Below are 19450 nucleotides of genomic sequence, written 5' to 3' on the forward strand. Positions count from 1 at the left end.
CGCCGAGTTTAGTCAACGGAATCCGTCAGCCAAGACGCACGGAACCAAAAATTCCCGTCAGCGGGGTCGCAGCATGAACGCGGCTCGTGCGGTCGCATGGCCCCTGCGCTGCGCCCCCGCTGACAACCCGGGGATTGCAAAGGGGGGCCGCCCCTTTGCCGGGGTGCAGGGGCAGAGCCCCTGCCCGCCGGAGGCACTCACAACAGTTAGTATTCGTTGATTTTACCGCCCTGCATTCCTTCGTATGCGGCTGCGGCGAGTGATTCCATTTCGACGCTTCCGGGTATCACGAAGACGGGCGCGACGTGTTCGACGAGATCCCGCAGGGACTGTACGAGCATTTCGCTTTTGGAGGCGCCGCCTGTGACGACTATGGCGTCGGGCAGCAGCGGGGCGAGTGCGGGCAGCAGGGAGAGCACGGATTTGGCCATGGAGTAGGTGAAGGCCTCGAAGACTTCGGTGGCGTGCTCGTCGTCGGATTCGATTCTTCTGGTCACTTCGCGCAGGTCGTTGGTGCCGAGGTGGGCGAAGATGCCGCCTTTTCGCAGGACGGTCTGCTTGAGTTCGTCCGGGTCTGCGCCTTTCTTGACCGTTTCCAGTACAGGGATGGTGGGCAGTGAGCCGGTTCGTTCCGGGGTGAAGGGGCCTTCTCCGTCGAGGGCGTTGATAACGTCGGCGACTCGGCCTCGGCGGTGTGCGCCGACCGAGATTCCTCCACCGATGTGGATGACGATGAGGCTCGCCTCGGCGGGGTCCATGCCCAGCTCGCGGCAGACGCGGCGGACTGCGCCTTTCTGGTTGAGGGCGTGAAAGACGCTCCTGCGGCGGATGCCGGGCAGGCCGGTGAGTCGAGCGCGATCATCCATTTCGTCCGTCACGACGGGGTCCGCGATGTAGGCGGGCACCCCGAGTTCTTCGGCCAGTTCGCGTGCCAGCGGCGCGCCGAGGTTGCACGGATGCTCGCCGTAGCGAGCCATGAGCATGTCGCTGATCATGGCATCGTTGACGGCGTATAGTCCGCCGGTCAGGGGGCGGAGCAGGCCGCCTCGACCGCATACTGCGTCCCAGCTGGTACAGTTTTCTTCGCGAAGCACTTCGCGTATGGCACCGAGGCGGAACGGCATCTGGTCGGCTGCGGACTCGAAGCGGTCGAGTTCCTCTCTGGGGTGCGACACTTCGCGGTCGAACCGCAGGGCCTCGTCGTCAAAAAGCGCGACCTTCGTCGAGGTCGAGCCGGGATTCACTGTCAGGATGGCGGTCATGTCGTCTCCGTGGGGGCAAGGTAGGCGGCAAGGGCCATGGAATTGAACTTGGATAGCGGCGAGTCGGCCCGCGAAGGGACGACCACCGGGACTCGGCTGCCTACCACCACGCTCGCCAGAGGAATGGCGCACAGGGTGGCCAGCGTCTTGTAAAGGATGTTTCCGGACTCGATGTCCGGCGTCAGCAACAGGTCGGCGCATCCGGCAACAGGGCCTTCCACGCCCTTGCAGGATGCCGAAGCGGGCGACAGCGCGAGGTCCAGCGACAGCGGCCCGGCCACCAGAGCGTCGCCGAACTCCCCCTGCTCCGCCATGCGCGATATGACGTCAGCCTCCATGGTGGCGGGCATCGCGGGGTAATTGACCTTCTCGGTCGCCGCCAGAAGAGCGCAGCGGGGCCGTTTGATACCGAGCCGCCGCGCCACCTCCAGCGTATTCTTGAGGATATCTATCTTACGCTGCAGCGTGGGCTTGATGTTCACTCCGGCATCCGCCAGAAGCGTCAGTCGCCCGTCGCGCGGTGACTCGAAGACGGTTACGTGACTCAAGATGCCCTGCGCCGGAGGGACGCCGGTCTCCTTGTTCAGCACCGCCTTGAGGATTGTCGCCGTGCTCACCAACCCTTTCATGATAAGGTCGGCGCGTCCCTCGCGAAACAGCCTCACAGCGGTCTGCACCGCGTCCTCGTCCGTGAGGGCAGTAATGCTCTCGAATGCCGAAATGTCCAGCCCGAGGGAGTCCGCGACCACCTGCGTCCGCTCCGGGTCGCCCACCAGAATGGGCCGCGCTATCCCTGCTTCGGCAGCCTGAACCGCCGCTTCCAGCACGAACCCTTCGGCGCTGCGGGCCACCGCCACGCGAGGCGGGCTGCCGTATCCCCGAACAGTCTCGACAATATCGCTCAAACTGCGAATAGGACCCGCCATCTAGTCGTCCCCACGCTTGAGCGCAATACGACCAGAGCGGCACAACGAACGCACGCCGAACGGAGCGACCATCTTGATGAACCCTTCTACACGCTCCTGATCACCGGAAAGCTCCACGGTGATGCTGTCCGAGCCCATGCCGACCACATGCGCCCGGAAAACCTCGAAAATCTGCATCAGCTGCGGCGTGGTTTCCCGGTCCATATTCAACTTTGCCAGCAGCAGCTCACGGTCCACGAAGTCCCGGCGAGCCAGGTCGTCCACCTGAATAACCGAGTCCATGCTCTTCATCTCCTCCGTGATGCGCTCCACGTCGCCATTCTCCGCATCCACGGAGATGACCATGCGGGAAACCTCGGGATTTTCCGTCTCGCCCGAAGATATGGACCGGATGTTCAACTGCGAACGCTTGAAGTGTTCAGCCATCTCGGCCAGCACGCCCGGCCTGTTATGCACCAACGCCGATATCGTATGATTCATTGCCAATCTCCTGATTTTCCCCCTTATACAACCCGCTACCCATGGAGGCAAATACCGACTTCACCTTCAGTTCCGCGAAATCCCTCCTGCCGCCCGAAGGGTCCGCCGGAGGCCGCCTTTTCCGCAGACGTTGCAGGTAGACCTGCGCTGCCGGGAGCGCGCCGCCGCTCCGGGCAAACCGTCTGTGGCGACAGACCCTGCCCGGCCCTGCGTGACCGGTCAAAAGAACCTCTATGCTTTGACCGGCAATCGCCACGCCACTTGGTCGAGAGAAGAGAAACCTTTACCGGTGGTTATAAGGGGAAGTGTTTGCGCTGAGACGTTTTTTTGGATTGAACTTGGCTAAGGGAGTCCCTCAGCCAAGACCCACGGACCCCAGTCTCCGTCAGCGGAGTTGTAGCTTGGACGCGGGGTGTGCGGTCGCAGGGACCGTGCGCTGCACCCCCGCTGGCAACCCAGGGTTTCCAAAGGGGCCCGCCCCTTTGGTCTCCCTGAAAGGGCCTTCGGAGACACCCACCGGGGGCATCGGCCTTATCAGCCGTGTCCGGTGAGTTTTTTTTCTTTCATCCGCAGTTCGCGGCGCAGTTCGGCTTCTTTGTAGCGTCTTTCAGCTTGCGGGGAGTCGAGGACGAGGGGGCGTACGGGTGTGGGTTTTCCGTCTTCGTCGAGAGCGACGAAGGTGAGGTAGGCGGTGTTGGTGTGTCGGACGTCGCCTGTCTTGAGATTTTCGGCTTCGACACGCACGCCCACTTCCATGCTGGTGCGGCCCACGTGGTTGACGCATGCTTTGAAGGTGAGCAGTTCGCCTACGTAGGCCGGGGCGCTGAAGTCCATGCGGTCGATGCAGGCCGTGACGACATTGCTCCGGCTGAGTCGCTTGGCTGCGATACCGCCGCAGATGTCCACGTTTTTCAGGATGATGCCGCCGTGTACGTTGCCTGCCGGGTTGGCGTCCTGCGGCAGGGCGAGATGGGTCGTTATGACGGCGGTTTCGGAAGCCGGTTTCGGATTCATGGTTCCTCCTCGCGCTGCTTGCCGTAGCGTACCCGTGCTTCCCAGACGAGCTTGCCGACTCGGATTCCGAGGTCGTTCTGTCTGGTATGCACGAGGGCTTCGGCTGCCTCGCGGTTGCCGTCACGCTTGAGCAGCGTGGCGGATTCGAGATCCCGCAGGTACTTTTCGCACTCGCGGATGACGCCGGAAAGGTCGAGGGTTTCCAGTTCCTTGGGGACCCTGACCGATTTTACCTTGCGACTCATGGTTATCCTCCCGGTCTACCGATTGTGCTACAAAATGATGACCGGGAAAATCTCGGAGTGTCAAGTACGTTGTTTGCGTGTTCCGGCGTACAGTTCGTATTCCAACAGACGACATTCAATTTTAGCGTTGAAGAGCGGGATGCGTCTTGCGGTACGCAGGCCGACCTTCTTGCCCAGAGCCAGATTGCCCGTGAATATGTAGCCCCAGTATCCTCCGCAGCGATTCTTGAAGAAGTCACCAATGGCTGCGTAGACGGGCTCAAGGCGCTTTTCGTCACCGAGACGCATGCCGTACTCGGGATTGAGCATCACCAGCCCGGGACCGCCTTCGGGGACTTCGGTCTCCGAAAAGTCGCAGACGTCGAATTCGATGAGATGGTCCACCCCGGCGGCCGTGGCGTTGTGCCGAGCGGCCTCCACGGCTCTGGGATCGCGGTCGGTGGCGATGATGCGGCCATCGAGGGTCTTTTTGCGTCGGGCGGAGGCCTGCTTGCGAAGCTCCTTCCACCGGGCGGGGTCGAACCCGGCGATGTGCATGAAACCGAAGTTGTCGCGCAGCGCGCCGGGGGCGCGGTTCAGGCCCATGAGGGCGGCTTCGATGGCGAGGGTGCCCGAGCCGCACATGGGTGCGATGAAGTGGTTGCCTTCGGCGCTTTTTGCGGGCCAGTGGGCGGCCATCAGGCAGGCGGCCGCGAGGGACTCCTGCATGGGCGCCTTGTGCGGGCGGCGGCGATAGCCGCGTTTGGGCAGCGGCTCCCCGGTGGTGTCCAGATAGATGACGGCGGAGTCGCCCAGCCAGTGCAGGTGCAGGCAGGTGCGGGACTTGTCCGGCCCGGAATCGGGGCGCGAGCCGGTCTTGCGGCGCATGCGGTCGGCAACGGCGTCCTTGACGCGAACGGCGGCGTAGCGGCTGTCGTTGACTGTTTCGTTCTTCACGCCCGCGCTGACGGAGATGTACCCGTCCGGGCCGATGACGGTCTCCCACGGCAGGGAGGTCACGGCCTGATACAGGGTGTCCGCGTCCGGCGCGGTGACTTCCGCCATTTCCCAGAGAACGCGATGCGCGGTGAACAGATGCAGGTTCAGGCGCATGCAGTCTTTGAGCGTGCCTTTCACCAGCACGCCGTTGAAGAGTTCCTTTGACTCGCCGTAGCCGAGTTCGCGCAGCTCGCGGTTCAGGTGCGGCGGCAGCCCCTTGGGGCAGGTGGCGAGAATGGTCGATTCTTTGTCGAAGAGATTCATGGATGTACCAGCAGAACGGCGATGTCCATCACGTTGGTGCGGGTAGGGCCCGTCACCAGCAGACAGCCGGTCTCGTTGAGGAAATTATAGGAGTCGTTGTTCAGCAGGCAGGCGCGCGGGTCCACGGCGCAGCTCATGGCCCGGGCGAGGCCGTCGGGCAGGGCGTAGCCGCCGGCGGCGTCGGTTGGGCCGTCGGTGCCGTCGGTGCCGGCGAACAGGGCGCAGACGCCGGGCTCGTCGCCCAGCTCCAGCGTGGCCGCCAGAGCCATCTCCTGATTGCGGCCGCCCTTGCCTTCGCCGTTGATGGTGACGGTGGTTTCGCCGCCCGCCAAGAGGCAGACGGGGCGCCCCAGCGCTCTGGCGCGAGTTCTGGCGGAGCAGGCTTCGCGGATGAGGGACGCGGCCACTTCTCGGGCCTCCCCGGTCAGGCGGTCGGTGAGGATGCGCGGGGCAAAGCCGAGCTCGGCGGCTTTTGCGGAGGCGGCGTCGAGCGCCATGCGGTTGGTCGCCACCAGCGCGGTGGTCACGCGCTGGAAGACTTCGTCGCCCTCCTTGGGGGTTTCCGGCAGCTCTCCCGCGGCTCCGGCGCGCAGACGCTTTGCCACGGGTGCGGGCAGGGATGCGGCGATGCCGTAGCTTTCAAGGATGGACAGGCACCCCTGATACGTGGAGGAATCGGGCGTCACCGGCCCGGAGGCGATGACGTCCAGATCGTCGCCGACAACGTCGGAAACGATGAACGCCAGCACGGTGGCGGGGTGACAGGCCTTTGCCAGCATGCCGCCGCCGAAGGCCGAGAGGTGCTTCCTGACCGCGTTAATCTCGTGGATGGTGGCACCGCAGTCGAGCATCAGGCGGGTGGTCTCCTGCACATCGCTCAGGTCGATGCCGGGGGCGGTGGCCGGGGTCAGCGCGCTGGCGCCTCCGGTGAGCACCACGATGACCAGATCCTGCGGTCCGGCGGACTGCGCCAGCTCGAGGATGCTTCGTGCCGCCGCTTCGCCGGGCGCGTCAGGCATGGGATGCCCGCCTTCCAGTACGCGGGTGCGCGTCAGGTCCATGGCGTGATCATACTTGACCACCACGAGGCCCTCGTCGAGCCGCCGGCCAAGCAGGTCCTCCACTGTGGCCGCCATGGGCGCGGCGCCCTTGCCCGCCCCGAGAAGCAGGATGCGGCGGTACTGCGAGAGGTCGTATTCCTTTCCGGCGGCACGCAGCACGCCGTCTTTCAGACTGACGTTTCGTTCCACCGCGCCGTCCGGCGCCACGGCCGCGAGGGCCGCGTCCAATATGGCACGCAGGGTTTTCTGATCGGAATCGGGCATCATTCTTCCTGTTTGTCGTATTTTGGATCGGTTCCGGTCCTCACGGCGGCGAACAGGGCCAGCCAGACCACCACGGCGGTAACGGGGTTGTGCGCCAGCCCCACCAGCAGCCCAGTGCAGGCGACGGCGGTGGCGAGCCCGGCGGCGAAACGGTTGCGTGCCGCAGCCACCAGCGCAAGCAGGCCGAGCATCAGCGCCGCGGGGCCGCCGAGTCCCCATGCGAGCGCCGTCCGCAGCCACATGGGCTCCACCTGAAAGATGAACACGCCGTCGAACGCGGTGAGATCCCCTCCGCCGTCCCAGAGGGCCACCATGCCGAACGGAATCCTGGTGGGCAGCGGGTCGGCCAGCGGGAATCCGGCGATCATGCGGGCGGGGTCGGCAAGGACGAGCTTCAGCCCCTCGAGCCAGAGCCAGTAGTCGGTATAGTGCAGGGTGCCGCTCAGAACGGGATGCGGCGACACCACGGTGGCGAACAGGGCCATCAGGCACAGGGCGGCGTACGGCAGGCGCGAGGGCCAGCGCCCGTTGCCGAAAAAGAGCCACGCCCACATGGCGGCGAACAGCGCCGGTCGCGAGAGAGTTGCCACGATGCCCGCCAGCAGCAGGCCCCGCAGCACGGGCATTTCCTTTTCGTCCATGCCGAAGCCGGCGCACAGGCAGACCAGCAAGAGCGCCGCGACCACCTCTCTGTCCACGGACAGGAAGGCGGCCTCCGGCAACCACATGCGCAGGCCGAAGTCCACACACACCGCAAGGGCCAGCACGCCCCCCGCCTTAACGAACGCTTCGCGGCGGGGAACCCCGGCCGTCAGCGCCCACGCAGCGGCGAAAAGCAGATACGCAACGGGCCGCGCCTCCTGAAGATAGGGCCACAGCCACGCGTGGTCGGCGAGCAGCGGCGCCCCGTATCGGAAAAGGACAACGGCGAGGATGGCGAGCAGCAGTACGGAGAAGCCGGGCAGCTCGAGGCGGCCGGGTCCCTTGCCGCGTTTACGGGAACGCCCGATGAGCGCCAGCACGATCCCGAACCCGGCGAGAGCCAGCCACGCGTAGTCCATGACGCCGCGCACGTCCGGCACGGACGCGACACCGCCTCCGATGCTTCCGGCCACAAGCGGAAGAAACAGGGCCACGAAGAGCGGCGCGGCCGAATACGCGCGAAAGGATTCACGTAGCGACATGACGCTGACAGGAATACCCCTATTGCGGGACAGGGTAAAGCAGAGCTTTGCGGTAAAACTTCAAGTCGAACTTCAACTTTTTTTGAAACAATTTTCACGCACTGTACGCGCAAACGCATAACACATTGCAATTTATTGACAAACGCTCCTAAACCTGCAGGTCGTGGATTTTGCTGGAAATCTTGCGGAAAAGTCGCGTTTCGTAGTATGGTTTGCGCGTTTGGTGTAACCCGATAAGGCTTCGGCATCACGCCGAGGGGAGCGTTTCAGACGATGACGGACATGGGAAAACGGTTGATGAAGGCGTTCAGGCTGATTGCGCTGACCGGCGCGTGCATGATGCTTTCCGGATGCGTTGCCGCCGTTGCGCCTCTGCTGTCCCTTGGCGGCGCGGTGTCGTCCGTTCCCGTGGTGCAGGTGGCGGCCACGGCCTTCTCCGTGGGTGAATACTGCTACGAATACTCTGTCAACGACCGCAATCCCGTGGAGGTGGTGGAGTACAAGATCGCCGGGGTCAGCGACTTCCTCGCCGGGGAGCAGACCGAGTCCGCCCCCGAACAGGCGCCCGTCATGCTGGCGGAGAACGACATGCCGCAGGACCGCGCGGCCAGAGTCCGTCGGCGCATTGAGCTCCGCCGCCTTGAAATGCGCTCTGTCGAAGCCAGAAGGCTCGCGTTCAACCGCTCCGTAAGTGAAAACGTCTCCCTGAAATGGGCTCCGCCGCGCTCGGTTGATCTTCATCGCGGCGCGGAGGGCGACGTCCGCTTGCGCTAGTCGCGCCCCCCGGACTCCGGGCGGTCGTCGATGTCATCCTGCCGCACGCCTATGATCCCGCGCTCTCCGAGCATCTTGATGAACGAGGCCACCGAGAGTTCGGCCTCGTCCTGCAACACCCCGTACCGCTCGCGAAATTCCGTGGCGATGCCTCGCACCGAGTGGTGGCCGTCAATGCGTTTCCAGACGAAGAGGCCCATCTCGTCCAGCTCCACCCTTTTGGTCATGGGCTTGCCGTCCCAGAGCCCCAGCTTTTCCGCAGGTCCGGCGAACCACGGCCTGACCGTGGCCTCGTAGACCAGCCGCAGGGCCCCGTCCGCCCGCTCTTCGGACACGTGGTCGTTTCGCACCGGGACCATGCCCATGGCCTGCTCCCGGTTGATGACGGGCGCTCTAGCCTTCTTCCGTCGGAACAATCCCATACTTCTCCACTATCTCTGAAAAATCGTCGTCAAAGGGCTTCCGGCCGCGCAGCAGCACCGCCAGAATGGCGTTGTGTCCGTACGAAGGATGCACCACGCCGCGCCTGAAAGCCGCCCCCGGCATCATACGCCGCAGCAGGGAGGGGCGAAGGTCCCAGCGCACGGCGCCGTCGTCGTCGCTCTCGTCCGGCACCGGCTCCTTCTTCCAGATACCGGCGGCCCATTCGGCAAGGGTCTTTCCCCCGAGCAGCGCATCCGCCGGGGCGAAGCGTTCAAGCCGGACCTCGGCAGGCCGCCTGCCCCCTTTTTTCGGAGACTCCGGCACACGCCGCCTGCCCACCACCTCGAACACCAGCTTGAAGTGTCCCGGCCTGAACGCGCTGGAGCGCAAGAGCCAGCGGGCAGGCAGCCTCGCGCCGATGTCGAAGGCGCGCCACGGCACAGTCTCCCCGGCGCTGTGATCCTTGATGGACGGGACGAGCGCTTCCGGCAGGGCGTCGGGGGCGTGCTGAAGCTCCACCACCATGCCGCTGCCCGGATGATGCAGAACCGACCCGCACAGGGCGGGGGTCTGGAAATATACACAGTGGAAACCGTTGGCAGGACTGCCTTCGTGGATTTCGGGTCTGTTGCCGCGCCCGAAGAGGCGCTTGAGGTGACGCTCCGGGCGGAACGGCCCGGACAACCGTTTCCAGCGCAGCTGCACCGCATTGACGCCGTCGCCCAGCACGGCCGAGTCCGGGTCCAGCCTGCGCAGCGGCAGCCCGCACGGGTGAAAGGAAATGCCGTTCCAGGCGATGGTACCGGGCGTCATGGCTATTCTGGCACGAAGTCGCCGAGGTCGATCATGCCCCGGTGCATCCTCTTGCGACGCGGCTCGTGATGCTCCTTCTGATAACACTCGTAGTCCTCGCGGAGCATGGTCTCGTCGGTCATCTTGATGGAGACGCCGGGCCGGAACTCGGGGTCGATGCTGTACATCAGCGTGAGGTTGACCGTGCGGGTGTCGTCGGAGATGAGCCACTCCCACGCGACCACGTTGCGGAACGCGTCGCCCTTGTAGTTGTCGGGCTCGCCGAACTTGTCCTTGTAGCGTTCGAGCAGACTCTCGTAGAGGCGCTTCTTGCGGTCGGAGAACTTGAGCTTGACGCGCACGACCTCTCCCGGATGGGCGCAGGTGGCGGCGTAAATGTCGCCGCCGCGGATGCCGGGGATGGCCTCTTCCTTGAGCGGCGCGTCCTTGAGAAAGATGATGTCCGAGTTGGAGCCGTAGAACTCCATGCGGCACAGGTCCTTGTATTCGTCGAACTGACTGCCGAGGGTTATCCCGGCAATGGTTCGGGGCACTTCGGCGGCGTGTGCCGCGGTGACGGCTATCCCGGCGAGTATGACGCAGGCGAACAGCAGTTTCTTCATGTTCGGTTTCCGTAAATATGGTTACGTTGAGACTACATCCTTGTTTTACGCGAGATCATCCCGTAAATCAAAAGATATCAGGAAAACCCCGGCTGCGACTCGCGACGCGGGTGCGCCGACAGCCCCGGAGGGCCGGTGCGGGCAATCATCAATTATCTTTTCCTCTTCGCGGCGACCGTCCTTTACGGGGGGCAGGTCTGACCCTTCATGGAGTCGCTTCCCGTGTGGAAGCTCTCCGCGTACGTGGCGACACCGCTGGTTGCGGCGCTGTGTCTGCGGGCGCTTGTGGAGCCAAGGCAAGTGGACGCCGCCCCGCTGCTCTTTCGCTCCTCGCTCCAGTTCCGCATGGACATGGCCATCTTCACGCTGGCCGCGCTGGCCGGGGCGGTGCTGCTCTGGCTGGTGGCGGGCTTCCCCTTCGTCGGCAGCGGGCTGAAGCTGAGTCTGGCGATATTCACCATGGGCCTGTTCGCCTCGCTCGATCTGGCGCTGGCCCGGGAACGCCGGGTGATTCACTCCGCCCGCTCCATGCGCGGCGCGAGACGTCCTCCCCGGCGCATGGTGCCGCTGACGCATCGCTTCACCGCGGTGGCCGTGGCCGTCATCGTGCTGACCGCCATCGTGCTGCTGCTGGTCTTCGTGCGCGACATCAACTGGGTCGCGGCGCAGCCCGCCTCGCCCGACACCTTTGCCCGCCTGACGCGCTCGGTCCTGATCGAGGTCGTCTTCGTCATGGGGGTGCTGCTCCTGCTCACCCTCAACCTCATCATTTCGTCTTCGCGCAATCTGAGGCTGCTGTTCGACAACGAGACGGAAGTGCTCGAACGCGTCAGCGACGGCGACTTCTCCCGACTGGCGGCCGTAGCCACCAACGACGAGCTTGGCTTCATCGCGGGCCACACCAACAGCATGATCGTGCGCCTGCGCGACAGCCTGCGCATGAGAAAGGGCCTCGAAATCGCCCGAGAAGTGCAATTGAACTTCCTGCCCGAGCCGCCCCGGATACAGGGGCTGGACATCGCCGGGAGCAGCCTCTACAGCGACGAAACCGGAGGGGACTTTTACGACTACATGAAAAGCGGCGACCGCACCGCCATGGTCGTCGGCGACGTGGTCGGGCACGGCGTGGCCGCGGCCCTGCTCATGACCTCGTGCCGTGCCTACCTGCGGCTGGCGGCCGACAACGACGCGCTCGGCGCCGGCGGGATCATGCAGGCCGCAAACCGTCAGCTTGCGCTGGACGTTCACGGCACCGGCCGGTTCGTCACCGCCTTCCTGCTTCTCGCCGGCCCGGACGGCGACTTCCAGTGGTGCGGCGCGGGGCATCCCTCGGCGCTGATCTACACCCCCGCCACCGACGAATTCAGCAGCCTGAAGTCCATGGACATCCCGCTCGGGGTTGACGCTGCATGGCGCTACCACACGGAGCGGCTCGAACCGTCCCTGCACGAGCGGTATCTGCTCCTGCTCAGCGACGGCGTGACCGAGGCCAGCAACGGGGGCGACATGTTCGGTGAAAAGAGGCTCAGAGACGCGATACGTGAGCACGCGACCGACGACGCGGCGGACATGATGCGGGGCATCTTCCGGGCCGTGGGGCGATTCTGCCCGAAGCCGGACGACGACATAACGCTGGTGGTCGTGCGCATGGCGGGGCAGGGGTGAGGAGTTTCCCCGGACCCCGGCGCCCTACAGTCCCTGCATGGCCTGCCCGCGATCCGGGTACATGGAAAAAATCTTGTCGTAGCCGGAGACCTCGAAGATCTCGCGGATGTAGTCCTTGACCCCGCAGATCGCAACGGTGCCGGACGCCTTCTTGAGCCGCTGATAGGCCAGCACGAGCACCCGCAGGCCGGAGCTGTTGATGTAGTCCAGCTCCGAGAAGTCGAACAGCAGGCGCGTCTCGCCGTTTTCCAGCAGGCCGAGGACGGCGTCCTCCAGCTCCTGCGTCTCGTCGGACCCGAGGCTGCCCTGCACGTTCAGCACCGCGACTCCGTTCTCGTTCATCTGTTCAACAGGCATTCGCTATTCTCCCCGTGATCAGCACCCGCAGGGGCACTCGTCGTTGATATCCTTTTCCAGCCGCAGCACGTTGCGGCCGTCCTCGCGGCGATACTCGATGCAGTTCATGAGCTTCTTCACGATGTGCACCCCCATGCCGCCGACGGGACGTACCCGCTCCTCCACCGGAAGGTCAAGCTCCGGCTCCGGCGCCTCCAGAATGTTGAACGGCTCCGCGTCGTCGCGGATTTCGATGCTCAACCTCTCCCCGTCGATGCCAAGGGTCACCTCGATGTAGTGTTCCTCGAGGTCGGTGTAGCCGTAGGACAGGATATTGGTGATAAGCTCGTCGATGACCAGCGTCAGGCTGAAGACCTGCTTTTCGGACAGGCCGTGGCGCTGGCAGAACTCTTCCACCTGAGGCCGGAATATCTGGAAGCACTTCTGCTTGTTGGTCATGCGGAACGTTGTGCTGTGATAGGTCACGTCCACTCCGGAGAATCGGTTTTTCGACGGACAACCACCATGGTCATGTCGTCTTCCCGCGCAGCCCCGTCCACAAAGGAATTCACCTCGCGGAACACTGCGGAGACGATCTCTCCTGCCTCTTTATCCCTGTTTTGCCGGATGATGGCAAGGAAACGTTCCTTGCCGAACATTTCTCCCTGCCGGGAGCGGGCCTCCCAGATGCCGTCGGTGGCGAGAATCACCAGCTCGCCCGGCACCAGCCTGCCTTCGTGCGATTCGTAAGCCATGTCCGGCTCCACGCCCAGCGGAAGGCTGCCGCCGTCGAGCCTGCCGAACTCGTCGCTGCCGGGCCTGAGGGTAAAGGCCGGGTCGTGGCCCGCCCGGACCCATTTGACCACGTCCGATCCAACCTCCAGCTGAAGATAGAACATGGTCATGAACCGGCCGGTGTCCTCAAGGTCCGCGCTCAGGCTGCGGTTGACGAGACTCACGCGGTCGCCCAGCGGCAGCCGCGCGCCGGAGAGCCCGTGCAGCAGCGCCCGGGCCGTGGCCATGAGCAGGGCCGCCTGCATCCCGTGGCCCGTGACGTCGCCCACCACCACGGCCTGCGCAGGGCGGTCCTTGCCCCGGACCGCAAGATAATCGAAATAGTCGCCGCCGGTCTGGTCGCTGTACAGGAGCGCCCCCGCGATCTCGAAGCCCGGCAGGTCAGGGTTCTCCCTCGGCAGCAGCAGCTCCTGCACGGTGCTGGCGAGCTCCATGTCACGACGGATGCGCATGTGCTCGCGAAGGCGCGGCCCCATTTCATTGAAGGTACTGATGAGGGCGTCGCGCTCGTCCCCGAAGCTCTGGTCCATGCGCGCGGTGAAGTCTCCGTCCGAGAGCCGCTTGGCGGTGTCCGCCATGGAGAGCAGCGGCGCCGTGGAGCGGTTGGACCAGTAAAGCGCCACCGCGCCCACCGCCCCGAGCAGGGCCAGGATGGCCCACTGGGAATATTCGCGCAGCCTGTCGAAGAGGCCTTCGATGGTGGCGTGAACCTTGCCGGGATACTTCTCAACTGCCTTCAGCGGCAGGATGACCATGAACGTGTAGGACGGCTTGGAAGCGAACGCCCACAGGGCGGGCTCACCCTTGTAGGGCATCTCGGCGATGCCGCTGGACTCGTTCTCCACGCGCTCCACGAAGGCCGCGAAGTCGGCTTCCGATTTGGAGCCCAGCCACTCCCTGCGGATGCCCAGCTGCCAGTTGGCGAAGCCGCCTCCGTACTCGCGCTGGGCAACCACCTTCAGGCCCCGGCCGCCCTCGGGGCGGTTGTCGCGCACCACCAGGAACGATGACTGGTCGCCGCCCCACTGGTCCTTCAACCGGTTCTCCTGCAACAGCTTGGAAAGAGAAATATCCAGCGTCGCCACGCCAAGCAGCCTGTTGTCGCGGTCGCGAATGGGCTGGCTGATGGAGCCAACCACCTGCCGGGTGACGGGGTCCACCACCGGCGAGGTCCACACCGGCTCCCCTTCGCCGCGTTTTGCGCGGCGGTACCACTCGGTGAGCCGGTGGTCGTACATGAGCGGGTAGCCCTTGTGTCCGGGGTAGATGGCCCGCACCCCCGACTCCAGATCCACGTGAATCCAGAAGGGGGTGCTGTCCAGCGAACGGTAGAGGGCGCGGATTTCCGGCAGCATGGCGGCCAGCGCGTCTATCTCGGCCCGCGCCTCCTGCCTGCTCATGCCCACGGGGAGCAGCACGCCCAGCTTGTCGCGATCCACGGGGAGGCTGCGCCCGCGCCCCTTGCGGCCAATGCGGAAATAGCGCGCGCCGCTCTCCGCAGGCGGCCCCTCGGCCAGCCTGCCGTGCTCGCGGCCTATGAGAAAGTAGTTGTCCTCCACTGCGGCGTCCTCGCCGACTCTGCGCCGCAACTCCGCCACCAGCTCGGAGGGAGCGCTCTCCAGCTTATGGGCGGCGGTGTCCGCGAGCATCCCGGCGCTCAGGGCGTAGGCCGTGCCCTCGCCCTCGAGTATCTCGGCGGCCCCGGTGACGGCGTTCAGCAGGCCCTGCCGGATGAGCGCGCCCACGTCACGCCTTGCGCTGGTGGCCACTTCATCCACGACGCGCGCGCCCAGCACCCCGAGGAGCTCGCGCATTCCCAGCAGCGGGACAAGGCTGAACGCCAGCAAAAGGAGAAAATATTTCCAGCGGATACTCAGTTTCATGAACGCCTCTGCGCGCATGATACCCTGAAAGGGCGCACTTGATAACCCCGGATGCCGCGGAGTTTGGAAATCCTCTTGGATTCCCGTGTCCATTCACGTAATATCCCACGAATGAATGCTCCCCTCAGGGGACTCCGACGGGACCGCAACAAGGCACGACATGCAAAACAACGACGCCACGCCGATCGCCAAGACTTCGCTCTACTCCTGGGTATTCCACAAGAATACCAAACTTCAGCTGCTCACCGCCGCCATCATTCTCGTCACGGTCGGCTTGCGCATCCTGCCGCTGGAGATGCAGAAACGCATCATCAACGAAGCCATCGGCATGCGGGACATCGACAAGCTGTTCCTCTACTGCGGCCTGTACATCGGGGCCACGGTCCTTGCGGGCATCCTGAAATACGCCATCAATCTGTTGCAGAACTACATAGGAGAGCGCACCCTCAAGACCATCCGCGAACGGCTTTACGCCCACGCCCTGTCACTGCCCATCAACTTTTACCGGCACACCTCGCCGGGGCAGGTCATCTCCTACACCATCACCGAGCTCATTCCCGTGGCCACCTTCATCGGGGCCGCCGTGGCCGTGCCGCTGGTGAACATCCTCACCTTTCTGGCCATGGCCGGATACATGTTCTACCTCAACCCGCTGCTCGGCGCCCTCAGCGTCTCCATCTACCCCATCGAGATTCTGGTCATTCCCCGCCTGCAAAAGTACTTCAACCGCGCCAACCGCGAGCGCATCAACGAGAATCAGCAGGTCTCCGGGCTGATCGGCGAATCCATCAGCGGCGTGCACGAGGTGCATTCCAACGCGTCCATCCCGCTGGAGTCCGGCAAGTTCCGTGAGATAATCCAACGACTGTACTCCGCCACCCTGCGCATGAACGCCTTCAAGTTCGGCATCAAGTTCGTGAACAACTTCTTCCAGAGCCTCGGGCCGTTCATCCTCTTTCTCGTGGGCGGCTACCTCGCCATCAAGGGGCGCTTCGACCTCGGCGCGCTGGTGGCCTTCCTCTCGGCCTATGAAAAGCTCTACGATCCGTGGAAGGAGCTGATGAATTTCTGGCAGAACTTCATCGACAGTTCGGTGCGCTACAAGCAGGTCATGGACGGCTTCGACGTGACGCCGGACCACTCCCTCACCTGCGACGACGGGGACCGGCTGGACGTCGACGGCGATATCCGGGTCAGGAACCTGACCTTTGACGTTGGCGGCGGCATCCGCCTGCTGGACAAGGTGAACATGAGCGCCGCGCCCGGCGAACACGTCGCGCTGGTGGGCTTCTCCGGTTCGGGCAAGAGCACGCTGGCTCTATGCGTTGCGCAGCTGTACCGATACACTGCCGGGTCCGCCACGCTGGACGGGCATGAAATCAACGACCTGTGCAAGCAGGACGTGACGCGCAACGTGGGCATGGTGGCGCAGCAGCCGTTCATCTTCAGCGGCACGGTGCGCGACAACCTGCTCTACTCCTGCCGCGCCCTCAACCTGCAGGGCGGCCACTGTCCCGAGGCCACCGACAACGGAGAACCGTCGCTGGACAAGATCATCGAGGTGGTCCAGCAGGTGGGCCTGTTCCTCGACGTGCTCGGCTTCGGCCTGCGCTTCACCCTCGACCCCCGCCAGCACGCCGATCTGGTGCAAGCCGTCATCCACGCCCGCGAGGAGTTCCGCGAGTCCCATGCGGAAGACCTGCGCGACGATCTGGAATTCTTCGACCCCGACCAATACTCCTATTACCTGCGCGTGGGCGCCAACGTGGTCTGGGGTGCGCCCAACAAGCCCGAATGGGTCACCTCCGAGCTGCACCGCAACGAGATTTTCCTGAGCTTTCTGGACGCGCGCGAGCTTCGCGGCCCGCTCGAAGAGCTGGGGGCCGAGGTGGCGCTTCGCACCGTGGGCGCTGTGGGGCGCGACCGGGAGAACCCCGAGATGTTGAGGCAGAGCCCGGTGTCCGAGGAGCAGTACGACGAGGTGCTGCGCATCGTGGGCCGCATCGACCAGGGCCGGGAGCTGAGCGAGGAGACGCGCACCCTGCTGCTGCATCTGGCCCTGATGTGCACTCCCGGCGCGCACGGGCTCATGGACATCCCCGACGATCTGGCCCAAGCCCTCGTGGACGCGAGGAAGCCGTTCATGCACATGATGGCCGAGGTCGACCCCGACGCGCTGGACTTCCTGAACCCGGCCAACTACGTCCACACCCGCTCCATTCAGGACAACATCGTCTTCGGCCGCGTCAAGGTGGGCAAGGGCAACGAGGAGCGCATCAACCAGCGCATCATGCAGCTGCTGATCATGGAAGGCGTTCTGGAGCAGATCGTCGAGATGGGCCTGAACTTCGAGGTCGGCAGCATGGGCGACCGACTCTCGGGCGGACAGCGGCAGAAAATCGCGCTGGCGCGCACCTTCCTCAAGAGTCCGCCGGTGATGATCCTCGACGAAGCCACCGCCGCGTTGGACAACGCATCCCAGTCGCGCGTGCAGAACCTCATCACCAACAAGTTCAAGGGGCGCAACACCGTCATCGCGGTCATCCACCGCCTCGACCTGCTCAAGCACTACGACAAGGTCCTCGTCCTCAAGGCCGGTCGCGTCGTGGAGCAGGGCGGCTACGAGGAGCTCATGGAGAAGCGCGGCGCATTGCACCAGCTCGTTACCGGCGAGAGGTGATTTTTCTCATCGCAACATTGAGCCCGCATATTTTTATTCATTCGCCAACAAAAGGCCCTTTTAATTGACAGGAGCAAAAAACTCCTGCTAGCGGAATGCTGCCGGAAAGTACCGTGCCCGACACCTTCCAACGCCCGCGAGCGCGGGCAAAGCCAAGGAGTGCCGACATGCAGGAACCCGCGGAAAAAGCGCTGGAGCTCTTTCGTCAGATGAACAAGAACCGCCGCGACATCTTCAAGGCCTATCGCGGCTTCACCGAAACCATCAAGAAAGGCTCGTCCATCAGCGGCAAGAACCAGAGCCTGATCCTCATCGCCTGCTCCATCCTCTCGCAGTGCGACATGTGCATCTCCCTCCACGTCCAGAACGCCGCGTCGCAGGGCGCCACCCGTGACGAGATCATCGACGCGGGCCTGCTCGCCGTGGCCATGGGCGGCTCCCCAAAGATGATGTACATGAAGTACGTCTACGAAGAAGTGGACAACCTCTTCGAGGACGAATAACCTTTTCCCCGCGCCGGAGTTCCGCGTCCGGAACTCCGGCACCTCCCCCTTTCTCCGACCCTGCGCGTCTTGACCGAAAGCGGGTTTACCGTTACCCTTTCGGAAAGCTATCGTTATTACATAAGTCATTGGAAAAAATGGCACGACGAAGCACGACGATTTTCAACACGCGGAGGATCACCCCCATGTCGGAAGCACTGACCCACAAGGACCTCGCCAAACTCTGCGGCGTGTCCGAGACCACCATCAAGAGCTACCGCCGCAAGTTCCCGAATTTCATCCCGGTCCTCACCGAAGGCAAGCCCATCCGCTTCCGGCCCGAAGCGGGCGAGATATGCCTGACCATCCGCGACTGCTTCGCAAAGGGCATGTCCGTCAACGCCACGTGGAAGGTGCTCAAGGAAAACTTCAAGGAGCACCGCAAGGACCGGTCGGGCAAGGGCGCAAAGCCTGCCGCCGCGCCACAGTCCGCCGACCCGGCCGCCGGTGTTTCCTCCGAATACATGGAGAAGTTCTTCGAGACCGCCGGCCAGATGATGCACGGCATGGCCCAGCTCGCCACGGCGCAGGCCCGCTCGGACCAGCGCCTCAAGAAGCTGGAGAAGGCCATCGAGGGGCTCGTGGCCACCGAGACCCGCAATCAGGAGCGCTTCGCCGAGATGCTGGAGGCCCTTCGCGGCACCACGCCCGCTCCGGGGACGCACACCTACTCCCCGGACATGGACCGTCCCGGATCGGAGGCCGAGCCTGAGGAGGCCGCTTCCGGGCCGACCGATGACGCCCCGGCTTCCGCTGAAGACGAGAAGGCGCACCGGCCCAAGCGACGCATCCTCAACGTGCGCGGTCGCGAAGGTGTCAAATCCTACGAGCTGGGCGAAGAGCGCGAGGAAGCGGAAAAGGCCGAAGCGGACCGTCCGGACGAGAGCGCTGACAAGCCGGAGGCGTCCACCTGGGAACACCCCTCCGACACCTTCATGGACACGCCCATCGTCATCCGCAACGAGCAGGGCGAGTTCCTCGGCGTGCCGGGCCGCCTGCCGCTTCGGGGCTTTGTCGAGGCCCTCGAAAACGAGGCCGGAAACGCGGGCCGGTCCAGATGGGAACGGCGCGACCGCTCGTGGGTCTACGAGATGCAGGCCGCAAACGGTGAACGCCACGAGCTCTTTTTCGGCGGCACCAAGACGCCCCGCGGCAATCTGGTGGTGCTGCTCTGGCGTCTGGACGTGGACGGCAAGGAAACGTCCCCGGCCTTCCTTCAGGAGTTTTTCCGCCAGATCAAGGACCGCATCGCGGGCTAA

The 19450-nt window shown here is 64.3% G+C and carries 19 protein-coding genes; 5 read left to right on the forward strand and 14 right to left on the reverse strand.

What is annotated here, in order from left to right; all coding sequences use genetic code 11:
• Positions 1–206 precede the first annotated feature (206 nt).
• The 8 genes from buk to BR24_RS12490 form a co-directional block, all read right to left on the reverse strand.
• Positions 207–1262, reverse strand: a complete 1056-nt coding sequence (gene buk, locus BR24_RS12455; protein ID WP_496541807.1) for a butyrate kinase — start codon at positions 1260–1262, stop codon at positions 207–209.
• Positions 1259–2188, reverse strand: coding sequence for a phosphate acyltransferase (locus BR24_RS12460; protein ID WP_496541808.1), 930 nt, complete (start codon positions 2186–2188; stop codon positions 1259–1261). Before BR24_RS12460 ends, buk begins: the two co-directional genes overlap by 4 nt.
• Positions 2189–2668: an acetolactate synthase small subunit gene (gene ilvN, locus BR24_RS12465; RefSeq protein ID WP_496541809.1), complete on the reverse strand. Its 480-nt coding sequence runs from the start codon at positions 2666–2668 to the stop codon at positions 2189–2191. It abuts the gene before it with no gap.
• 534 nt (positions 2669–3202) lie between these two features.
• Positions 3203–3682 (reverse strand): acyl-CoA thioesterase, encoded by a 480-nt coding sequence (locus BR24_RS12470; protein ID WP_496541810.1) that lies wholly within the window; start codon positions 3680–3682, stop codon positions 3203–3205.
• Positions 3679–3927, reverse strand: a complete 249-nt coding sequence (locus tag BR24_RS12475) for a hypothetical protein (RefSeq protein WP_462966709.1) — start codon at positions 3925–3927, stop codon at positions 3679–3681. The genes BR24_RS12470 and BR24_RS12475 overlap by 4 nt, the downstream gene beginning before the upstream one ends.
• 60 nt (positions 3928–3987) lie before the next feature.
• Positions 3988–5169, reverse strand: coding sequence for a THUMP domain-containing class I SAM-dependent RNA methyltransferase (locus tag BR24_RS12480; protein WP_496541811.1), 1182 nt, complete (start codon positions 5167–5169; stop codon positions 3988–3990).
• A complete protein-coding gene (locus BR24_RS12485; protein ID WP_496541812.1) occupies positions 5166–6494 on the reverse strand; it encodes a glycerate kinase type-2 family protein in 1329 nt (442 codons plus the stop codon). The genes BR24_RS12480 and BR24_RS12485 overlap by 4 nt, the downstream gene beginning before the upstream one ends.
• Positions 6494–7678 (reverse strand): hypothetical protein, encoded by a 1185-nt coding sequence (locus tag BR24_RS12490; protein WP_496541813.1) that lies wholly within the window; start codon positions 7676–7678, stop codon positions 6494–6496. The genes BR24_RS12485 and BR24_RS12490 overlap by 1 nt, the downstream gene beginning before the upstream one ends.
• A 282-nt stretch (positions 7679–7960) precedes the next feature.
• Between BR24_RS12490 and BR24_RS12495 the strand changes: the two genes are divergently transcribed.
• Entirely contained in the window at positions 7961–8452 is a 492-nt protein-coding gene (locus BR24_RS12495) for a hypothetical protein (RefSeq protein ID WP_496541814.1), read from the forward strand.
• Here BR24_RS12495 and BR24_RS12500 read toward each other — a convergent pair.
• The 3 genes from BR24_RS12500 to BR24_RS12510 are packed head-to-tail and all read right to left on the reverse strand — an operon-like array spanning position 8449 to position 10290.
• Entirely contained in the window at positions 8449–8874 is a 426-nt protein-coding gene (locus BR24_RS12500; protein WP_496541815.1) for a PqqD family protein, read from the reverse strand. The genes BR24_RS12495 and BR24_RS12500 overlap by 4 nt on opposite strands.
• Complete coding sequence (locus BR24_RS12505; RefSeq protein ID WP_496541816.1) at positions 8846–9688, reverse strand: hypothetical protein; 843 nt, start codon at positions 9686–9688, stop codon at positions 8846–8848. Before BR24_RS12505 ends, BR24_RS12500 begins: the two co-directional genes overlap by 29 nt.
• A 2-nt stretch (positions 9689–9690) precedes the next feature.
• Positions 9691–10290, reverse strand: coding sequence for a hypothetical protein (locus BR24_RS12510; RefSeq protein ID WP_496541817.1), 600 nt, complete (start codon positions 10288–10290; stop codon positions 9691–9693).
• A gap of 207 nt (positions 10291–10497) precedes the next feature.
• On the opposite strand from BR24_RS12510, the gene BR24_RS12515 reads away from it, so the two are divergent.
• The gene (locus BR24_RS12515; RefSeq protein WP_496541818.1) at positions 10498–11955 is read left to right on the forward strand and encodes a PP2C family protein-serine/threonine phosphatase; all 1458 of its coding nucleotides are present in this window, start codon (positions 10498–10500) and stop codon (positions 11953–11955) included.
• 24 nt (positions 11956–11979) lie between these two features.
• Here BR24_RS12515 and BR24_RS12520 read toward each other — a convergent pair whose 3' ends face one another.
• From BR24_RS12520 to BR24_RS12530, 3 genes are read right to left on the reverse strand one after another with little or no spacing between them, the layout of a single operon-like run.
• Positions 11980–12312 carry an STAS domain-containing protein gene (locus tag BR24_RS12520; RefSeq protein WP_496541819.1) on the reverse strand — a complete coding sequence of 111 codons (333 nt, stop codon included), beginning with the start codon at positions 12310–12312 and terminating at the stop codon, positions 11980–11982.
• A gap of 18 nt (positions 12313–12330) precedes the next feature.
• Positions 12331–12777: an ATP-binding protein gene (locus BR24_RS12525; protein ID WP_496541820.1), complete on the reverse strand. Its 447-nt coding sequence runs from the start codon at positions 12775–12777 to the stop codon at positions 12331–12333.
• Positions 12774–14969, reverse strand: a complete 2196-nt coding sequence (locus tag BR24_RS12530) for a SpoIIE family protein phosphatase (protein ID WP_496541821.1) — start codon at positions 14967–14969, stop codon at positions 12774–12776. The genes BR24_RS12525 and BR24_RS12530 overlap by 4 nt, the downstream gene beginning before the upstream one ends.
• Positions 14970–15129: 160 nt before the next feature.
• Between BR24_RS12530 and BR24_RS12535 the strand changes: the two genes are divergently transcribed.
• From BR24_RS12535 to BR24_RS12545, 3 genes are all read left to right on the forward strand, one after another.
• Positions 15130–17649 carry an ABC transporter ATP-binding protein gene (locus tag BR24_RS12535; RefSeq protein WP_496541822.1) on the forward strand — a complete coding sequence of 840 codons (2520 nt, stop codon included), beginning with the start codon at positions 15130–15132 and terminating at the stop codon, positions 17647–17649.
• 167 nt (positions 17650–17816) lie between these two features.
• Positions 17817–18152, forward strand: a complete 336-nt coding sequence (locus BR24_RS12540) for a carboxymuconolactone decarboxylase family protein (protein ID WP_496541823.1) — start codon at positions 17817–17819, stop codon at positions 18150–18152.
• Between the two features lie 185 nt (positions 18153–18337).
• The gene (locus BR24_RS12545; protein ID WP_496541824.1) at positions 18338–19450 is read left to right on the forward strand and encodes a MerR family transcriptional regulator; all 1113 of its coding nucleotides are present in this window, start codon (positions 18338–18340) and stop codon (positions 19448–19450) included.

The sequence above is a fragment of the Pseudodesulfovibrio halophilus DSM 5663 genome, assembly GCF_059568665.1.

What these genes read in the sequence shown, in the direction of transcription:
- buk (WP_496541807.1), bottom strand. Translation starts at nt 1,262, where the DNA reads ATGACCGCCATCCTGACAGTGAATCCCGGCTCGACCTCGACGAAGGTC.
- BR24_RS12460 (WP_496541808.1), bottom strand. Translation starts at nt 2,188, where the DNA reads ATGGCGGGTCCTATTCGCAGTTTGAGCGATATTGTCGAGACTGTTCGG.
- ilvN (WP_496541809.1), bottom strand. Translation starts at nt 2,668, where the DNA reads ATGAATCATACGATATCGGCGTTGGTGCATAACAGGCCGGGCGTGCTG.
- BR24_RS12470 (WP_496541810.1), bottom strand. Translation starts at nt 3,682, where the DNA reads ATGAATCCGAAACCGGCTTCCGAAACCGCCGTCATAACGACCCATCTC.
- BR24_RS12475 (WP_462966709.1), bottom strand. Translation starts at nt 3,927, where the DNA reads ATGAGTCGCAAGGTAAAATCGGTCAGGGTCCCCAAGGAACTGGAAACC.
- BR24_RS12480 (WP_496541811.1), bottom strand. Translation starts at nt 5,169, where the DNA reads ATGAATCTCTTCGACAAAGAATCGACCATTCTCGCCACCTGCCCCAAG.
- BR24_RS12485 (WP_496541812.1), bottom strand. Translation starts at nt 6,494, where the DNA reads ATGCCCGATTCCGATCAGAAAACCCTGCGTGCCATATTGGACGCGGCC.
- BR24_RS12490 (WP_496541813.1), bottom strand. Translation starts at nt 7,678, where the DNA reads ATGTCGCTACGTGAATCCTTTCGCGCGTATTCGGCCGCGCCGCTCTTC.
- BR24_RS12495 (WP_496541814.1), top strand. Translation starts at nt 7,961, where the DNA reads ATGGGAAAACGGTTGATGAAGGCGTTCAGGCTGATTGCGCTGACCGGC.
- BR24_RS12500 (WP_496541815.1), bottom strand. Translation starts at nt 8,874, where the DNA reads ATGGGATTGTTCCGACGGAAGAAGGCTAGAGCGCCCGTCATCAACCGG.
- BR24_RS12505 (WP_496541816.1), bottom strand. Translation starts at nt 9,688, where the DNA reads ATGACGCCCGGTACCATCGCCTGGAACGGCATTTCCTTTCACCCGTGC.
- BR24_RS12510 (WP_496541817.1), bottom strand. Translation starts at nt 10,290, where the DNA reads ATGAAGAAACTGCTGTTCGCCTGCGTCATACTCGCCGGGATAGCCGTC.
- BR24_RS12515 (WP_496541818.1), top strand. Translation starts at nt 10,498, where the DNA reads ATGGAGTCGCTTCCCGTGTGGAAGCTCTCCGCGTACGTGGCGACACCG.
- BR24_RS12520 (WP_496541819.1), bottom strand. Translation starts at nt 12,312, where the DNA reads ATGCCTGTTGAACAGATGAACGAGAACGGAGTCGCGGTGCTGAACGTG.
- BR24_RS12530 (WP_496541821.1), bottom strand. Translation starts at nt 14,969, where the DNA reads ATGAAACTGAGTATCCGCTGGAAATATTTTCTCCTTTTGCTGGCGTTC.
- BR24_RS12535 (WP_496541822.1), top strand. Translation starts at nt 15,130, where the DNA reads ATGCAAAACAACGACGCCACGCCGATCGCCAAGACTTCGCTCTACTCC.
- BR24_RS12540 (WP_496541823.1), top strand. Translation starts at nt 17,817, where the DNA reads ATGCAGGAACCCGCGGAAAAAGCGCTGGAGCTCTTTCGTCAGATGAAC.
- BR24_RS12545 (WP_496541824.1), top strand. Translation starts at nt 18,338, where the DNA reads ATGTCGGAAGCACTGACCCACAAGGACCTCGCCAAACTCTGCGGCGTG.